This window comes from Rhodococcus sp. CX (assembly GCF_015865005.1).
In the GTDB taxonomy this organism is placed as follows: domain Bacteria; phylum Actinomycetota; class Actinomycetes; order Mycobacteriales; family Mycobacteriaceae; genus Rhodococcus.
The window spans coordinates 36,120-42,509 of sequence record NZ_JADZGH010000270.1 but is presented as its reverse complement, the minus strand read 5'-3'; the positions used below and the strand labels follow the sequence as shown (position 1 = coordinate 42,509).

The window sequence follows — 6,390 nt, the reverse complement described above, 5'->3', positions numbered from 1 at the left end:
ATCGAAGGACACCATCTCCCGCATCACCGACAAGGTGCTCGAGGAGATGATCGAGTGGCAGAACCGGTCGCTCGATCGGGTGTATCCGGTGGTGTTCATCGATGCCATTCACGTCAAGATCCGCGACGGGCAGGTCACCAACCGGCCGATCTACGTCGCGATCGGAGTGACCGTCAACGGCGAGCGCGACATCCTGGGGTTGTGGGCCGGCGACGGCGGGGAGGGTGCGAAGTTCTGGTTGGCGGTGCTCACCGAGATCAAGAACCGCGGGGTGGCCGATGTGTGCATCGTCGTCTGCGATGGCCTCAAAGGCTTGCCGGAGGCGATCAACACCGTGTGGGAACTCGCAGTGGTGCAAACTTGCGTTATCCACTTGATCCGCAACACTTTTCGGTTTGCACCGCGGCAGCACTGGGATGAGATGTCGCGCGATCTCAAACCGGTCTACACCGCGCCGACGGAGGCCGCGGCGAAGGAACGGTTCGTCGGGTTCTCCACCAAGTGGGGACCGAAGTATCCGGCGATCGTCCGGTTGTGGGAGAACGCGTGGAGCGAGTTCGTGCCGTTCCTCGACTACGACGTCGAGATCCGGCGCGTGATCTGCTCGACGAACGCGATCGAGTCGGTCAATGCCCGCTACCGGCGCGCGATCCGCGCCCGTGGGCATTTTCCGACCGAGCAGGCCGCTCTGAAATGTCTCCATCTCGCGACCCGAGCGCTAGACCCGACCGGTCGGGGTAGGGCACGATGGGCAGCGAGGTGGAAGCCTGCCTTGAATGCCTTCGCGATCACTTTCGAAGGACGCATCAACTAACCGATGCCAGGCCGGTTCCACCGTTTATCGGACACTCCCTGGTTCGCGACAACTGTCCCCACCGCGGGTGTGCGGAGAGGACTGGACGGCTTGTTCGGCAGCGGAGCAGGAGCTTCGAGCTGACTGCTCGTGTCGACGTGACTTCCAGTGTTCGAGGCGTCGGCTACGGCGGCGATGCCGTCCATTCGCCGTCGGTGCGGGGACGATGCGAGCTGTCGGGGGAGCACACCCAACACGTTTGCATTCTCAACGAGCGCGCAGGCCGAGCGCGTAAGAAAAGCGTCCAGTCGGCGCGACGAGTGTCATCGGTGGTGGGGGTTGCCGTCACCGTCGCAGTCGGGAAATTCCGGGATGGGAGTGTCGAGAATGGTGTGAGCCAGGACGGCGGTGACGGCGAAGGCACGAGCAATTGGTCGGAGAAGAAGGGAGAGCATCTGAGCACTTTCCATGGAGTTCGTTGATCGTTTGTGTCGGGAGCGTGGAGCCCGGACGCCCGCCCAGGGGAGGCGGGCGTCCGGGATGGGCCGATGTGTCGACCCGGGAATGCCACGACCGCCGCAGGGATGGCGGTTCGTGGCAGCAAAGACATTTCGACTGAATAGAGGCGCACTCATACTGATTTCAGGGTTACGCATTAAGTTTCAGATGGCAATCCTGATACAACGTATTCTAGCTTCGATTATTGGTGTAATGCATTTGACGGTTCGGGTGCGTAGGTGTGGTTTTGGTGTCCTAGCGGAGTGCCTGTGGGAGAGGACGATGATCGCCTCGTGACTACACGACATGCGCTGGACGACGGTGGCGCGTGAGTGTCACCGCCGTCCGTACGTCTTAGGTGACGTAAGGCGGGGAAGGAAAGAAACCGAGCAGGTGCCCCTGGCCCTGACCCTATGCTTGTTACTCCATCGCTCAGATGACGTTCGACCTCTGTCGAACCATTTGCAGAGGTCAAATGGGCCTTGTATGAGTGTTGCGCATGCAGCCGAACTAAGCAGGTTAGTGCTCAACATCGCGCAAAAGGTACGCGAGAACTGTGCTTTCGAACTCGGCCTTGCGCTCGATCATTGCCCAATGCCCACAATGGGGAAAAACATGTAGTTCGCAATTCGGGATCATGCGCATCGGCAGGATCGAGCTGTCCAGGGGGGTCACTCGATCGTCACGACCGAAGGTGATGAGGGTGGGGGCCTGGATGCGTGTGAGCATCTCGACCTGACTGACGGTGGCGGCACCGTTGGAGCCACGCATCGCGGCCAGGGTTGCCGCGTTAAACAACTTCCGGACGTCGCTGAGCGCCACAGGATCCGATGCTGTTTGCCAGCGACTCTCCACAAACTCGGGCGTCAAGATGCTCTTGTCGTACACCATCGATTCCATCCAGGCGACGAGGCGCTCGCGCGTGGGGTCCTCGACGAACTGGACGAGGAGCTTGATCCCCTCGGGGGGCGTGGCGCTGTACACCGGTGATCCGACACCCCCGATCGTGACTAGACGCTTCACACGTTCGGGATGGCCGGCGGCGAGCCGCGCTGCGATGCTACCTCCCATGGAATTACCGACCACGGGAACAGGGCCCAGGTCCATGCCGTCGAGGAAGTCGAGTACCGCGGGAAGCGCGGCCATCATGGGGTTCGAATCGCACGAGTAGCTCTTACCGAATCCTGGGAAGTCCAGGATCAGGGTACGGAAGTGCTGCGCGAAGATTGGCAGGTTGCCCTGGTAGTTGCTCCACCCGCTCACACCGGGGCCCGACCCATGTAGAAGCAGCAGCGGGGGACCGTCGCCCGCCTCGTGGTAGTGGAGCACGCCCCTCTCGGTCTCGAGGGTACGACTTGTGTTGTCGTGGGTGATGTCCTGCAGTGTCACGGTCACTGGCCCTCCCTTTCCGCGGCCACCCAGCCGTAGTCGTGCCAGTAGGTTTGGAGTTCCGTCACGGGCCGTTGCCATGTCTCGATGTAGGTGGCGCCTTCGCTTCCCGCTGTCATGGTGTACGCCGTTCCCGCACGGCTGACGAAGATTTCGCCGGGACGCACGACAACCGTCTCGGGTTCCTCGTTGTCGTAGTGCTCGATGTGGTACTCGCCCGCAAGCATGAACAGCATCTCGTCCATGTTGTGATGGTGGCGAGGAACCGTGAAGCCGGGAGTCACTCTCAGCGGATTGCGGTTGAATCGGGGTCTGTCCACCGCCTTGCTAGTGACGAACATGTTCTCGCCGAAAGTTGCGCCGAAATCGATCGGTGCGTCCTTGAGCAGTCCACCGTCGTTCCAGAAGTAGCTGGGGCTGGCCTGTTGATCGAGATCCATTGGGATCCAATCCAAGCCGTCGACGAGGTTGCCGAATACGAGTGTCATTGCTTCATCGTAGATTCGGGGCCGTCGGTAGGTCTTCCATCGATTCCGCTCGATGGAATGGCAGCGAGGACTCGCGCCGTGGCTTGTCCGATGTGGATTCCGGGTCACACCTTGACAGAAACCGACGAGGGAGTTTGGACTCCTATGTCACCAGCCCGGGCGCTCTCTGAGGTGTCGTCTCATGCGGAATTGGGCAAGTCCTTCGTCGCCTGCGAGCACGGCATCGACGATCGCGTCGAGTTCGGTCCGGTCGGCCGGCTCCGGTTCTGCTGACCGGCAGGGATCTCGGGGCCGACGCCCACTGCCGTATTCGTCCCAGAGTGCGGACAGGATGGAGCGGAACAGCATCAGTATGGGGTCGGCGCTCAGCGTTGCGATTCGATCGCGGAGGCAGGTGCTGCAATGCCTCGACGTCGCGTTGCCTCGTCGCGGATCCGGCCAGAGGGTGTCCCGGTCCGGGGTTCCTGATCTCATCACAGCCATGAGGCAACCGAGTTCGATTTCCTCACGCACCGCACGTAGATGCTCGGCGGTGACTCGGCGGAAGTCGAGATACAGGGCAACTGTTCGGATACTCGATGTCGGGTCGGGCTCGAGTACGACGAGACCGCCTCCTGGCCCGCGCCGCATCCGGGCGATACTGTAGTGTTCGAGGATTCGAACCGATTCACGAAATACCGAGCGACTGACCCCGTAGCGGGCCATGAAATCGGCCTCTGATCCCAGGACCTCGCCGACCTGCCGGCGCTCACGGACGATGTCGTCACGGATGCGGCCCGCGACGGGCCCTGCCAACTTCCGGTCCTGTGGCCATTCATCGGGGCCGGGGTCCATCGGCCCGACCGCGGTGCTCTCCCCGGGCAGAGGTTGGACGAGGTTACCCAACCAGGTGGCGCCTCGATCGAGATGGGTCGCCATGTCACTTTCCGCCCGACTCAAGGCGCCCGCGACGATCGCCTCGGCTATCGCGAGATGTTGATCGGCGGCCGCGCTGCCTTCCTCCTCGGTGTTGGTGACGCCTCGCACCCGCCGGGTGTAGGTGGCCGACAGTCGCACGAGAATGTCGATATACACCTCGAGCACCGGGTTACCGGACAGGCGACCCAATGCCACGTGGAAGTCCTCGGGATGGCGACCTTCCTCGTCAGATGCACTCAACCTGAGATCCCGCACACCGCTCTCGGTCAGCGAATCGGAGATGGCCGCGATGGCCATACGTTCGAAGATCGATCGGGCATTGACCAGTTGCGCCACAGTGGCCCCGGCGTATTCCAGATGGATGACGAGTCCGCGGATTGCCGGTGTCGGGTCCGGTGTGCCAACGACCAGTCCACCGCCAGGGCCTTTCCTCATGTGTACGACCCGAGAATGCTCGAGCACTCGGATCGCTTCACGGAGGACCGACCGGGAAACTCCGAACTGCTCACGGAGCGCGGTTTCGGATCCGAGAACCTTCCCGACCGGCCACTGCAGGTCGATGATCTCTCGTTCGATCCGTCGCGCGACCTGGACAGCGAGCTTCTCGGGTGTGATTGCTGCTGGCGCGCTGACGTCCTGAAGGCGCATCTACCAGAACTCCTGTTCCACTAGGTCCGAGCCGGTGCACTTGCTGTTGTCAGCATCCCGTGTCCGTCGCCGCTCCAAGTGGTTTCACGGGCCGTAGCCTACGTCATCGCTGGAAGGTCTTCTGGCTCCTGGAACGCCGTCGGCCCCCGATCGAACACTGTGACGGGGGCCGACGACGGGTCATTTCTGCGGAGGGGGGGAGAAACGGTGGCCCCACAGCGCGCCCTCGGTGATTTCGTAGGTCGGGACCTCCTCGGTGACCTGCAAACCATCCCAGCCGAACTCGAAGGCGTAGTTGTCGGGCGAATAGACGTAGAACGAGACCATCTGATCGTTGGTGTGCTTGCCGAGGGTGTTCATCATCGGCACGTCCATGTCGTAGGCACGGTCGAGTGCCAAGCCGACATCGTCGAGCGTTGCCGCCTCGACCATGATGTGAACGACCCTGCCCTCGGCTCCGGGCCTGGGCGTGATCCCGAAACTGTGATGCCTCGGATTGCAGCCCATGAAGTAGACCGGACCAGAAGTGTTCCGCTCGACGAATCCGAGAACTCGGTTGTAGAAATCGAAGGTCTTCTCCACGTCCTCGGCCGTCACGATCACATGCCCCAGACCCATGTTTCCGGTGACGAACGCCGACACCAGGGGAGTGTGTACCGGAACATGATCGAGAATCGGTGCGTAGAACAGCTCGACTCGGTTTCCTCCGGGGTCGGTGAATCGGACGAATCCTCGCACCCGGCGCTCTGCACACTCGGCCTCCGACCCGGCGGACACCTCGATACCTTCCGCGCTGATCGCACGGACCAACTCGTCGAGCTCTCGGCGGTTCATCACTTCGAATCCGACCGTGCAGGACGCCACCTCGGCCGGCGTCACCACCAGTCGGGCAGGGTAGTGATCCATCCGGAAGTACAGGGAATCCGGGTCGGCCCCCTCGACGCTCATGAAGCCGACGAAGTCTTCGCCGAACCGTTTCCATGCGTCTATGTCAGGCGTGTTCAGCCTGAGATAGCCCAGGGAATGAACTCCCATGCTCAACTCCAATCAGGTAGCGGAAGACGATGAACGCACATACGCACAAGCGCGTGCGGAGCTCGTTTCAGTCGGTAAAAATGAATCGGTCGGCGACCCGGTGGTGGTTCCAGATCGTCATTTCCTGCTCTTCGCTCAGCCGGTGGCCGTCGAAGCTGGGTGAGTGCATGCCGACGGTGACTTCTTTCATGTTCGCGAAGTCCTGAGAGAAGACCTGCCCCAGATCAGCATCCCGGTAGTCGTCGAAGTATTGCGGTTCGAACTCTCGTTTCTTATCGTAGTCGGCGACGGGAACCTGATCGAGACTGAAGATCTCGAACAGGCACTTGTTGGGATCGTCGTCGATCGGCCGCGACCGGTACCAGAACGCCGAGCCCTGGCCCGGCAGGATGATGCTGTTGGGGAAAACGTTCCACGAACTGCCTGCCTCGGACCACTGCTCCGGAGTGATCACCGGCCAGTCGTATCCTTCTTCGATCGACAGCTCGCGGTAGAGCCGGAGGAAGTACTGGCCCGCGGTCATTCCCTCGGGTACATCGGCTGTCTTCAGTGCCTCCGCCGCGCGCCAACTGCGTTCGTTCTCGAGGCCTCGCATGTCCTCGTGGAGATACTGGATCGAGG

General features: G+C 61.7%; 6 protein-coding genes. 1 reads left to right on the top strand and 5 read right to left on the bottom strand.

The annotated features are described in order from the left end of the window. Positions 1 to 814 (top strand): IS256 family transposase (locus I0Q12_RS30640; protein ID WP_197257705.1); only part of this gene is annotated, 814 nt, incomplete at its 5' end. Positions 815 to 1,810: 996 nt separating this feature from the next. On the opposite strand, the gene I0Q12_RS30635 is transcribed toward I0Q12_RS30640, so the two are convergent. The 5 genes from I0Q12_RS30635 to I0Q12_RS30615 all read right to left on the bottom strand — a co-directional run bounded on the left by I0Q12_RS30635 (position 1,811) and on the right by I0Q12_RS30615 (position 6,292). Then, positions 1,811 to 2,680 (bottom strand): alpha/beta hydrolase, encoded by an 870-nt coding sequence (locus I0Q12_RS30635; protein ID WP_307846657.1) that lies wholly within the window; start codon positions 2,678 to 2,680, stop codon positions 1,811 to 1,813. Between the two features lie 2 nt (positions 2,681 to 2,682). Then, a complete protein-coding gene (locus tag I0Q12_RS30630; protein WP_197257701.1) occupies positions 2,683 to 3,168 on the bottom strand; it encodes a cupin domain-containing protein in 486 nt (161 codons plus the stop codon). Positions 3,169 to 3,315: 147 nt separating this feature from the next. After that, the gene (locus I0Q12_RS30625) at positions 3,316 to 4,734 is read right to left on the bottom strand and encodes a FadR/GntR family transcriptional regulator (RefSeq protein WP_197257698.1); all 1,419 of its coding nucleotides are present in this window, start codon (positions 4,732 to 4,734) and stop codon (positions 3,316 to 3,318) included. A 180-nt stretch (positions 4,735 to 4,914) separates the two neighbouring features. Further along, a complete protein-coding gene (locus I0Q12_RS30620) occupies positions 4,915 to 5,769 on the bottom strand; it encodes a VOC family protein (RefSeq protein ID WP_197257696.1) in 855 nt (284 codons plus the stop codon). Between the two features lie 67 nt (positions 5,770 to 5,836). Continuing rightward, positions 5,837 to 6,292, bottom strand: a complete 456-nt coding sequence (locus tag I0Q12_RS30615; RefSeq protein ID WP_197257693.1) for an SRPBCC family protein — start codon at positions 6,290 to 6,292, stop codon at positions 5,837 to 5,839. Positions 6,293 to 6,390 lie beyond the last annotated feature (98 nt).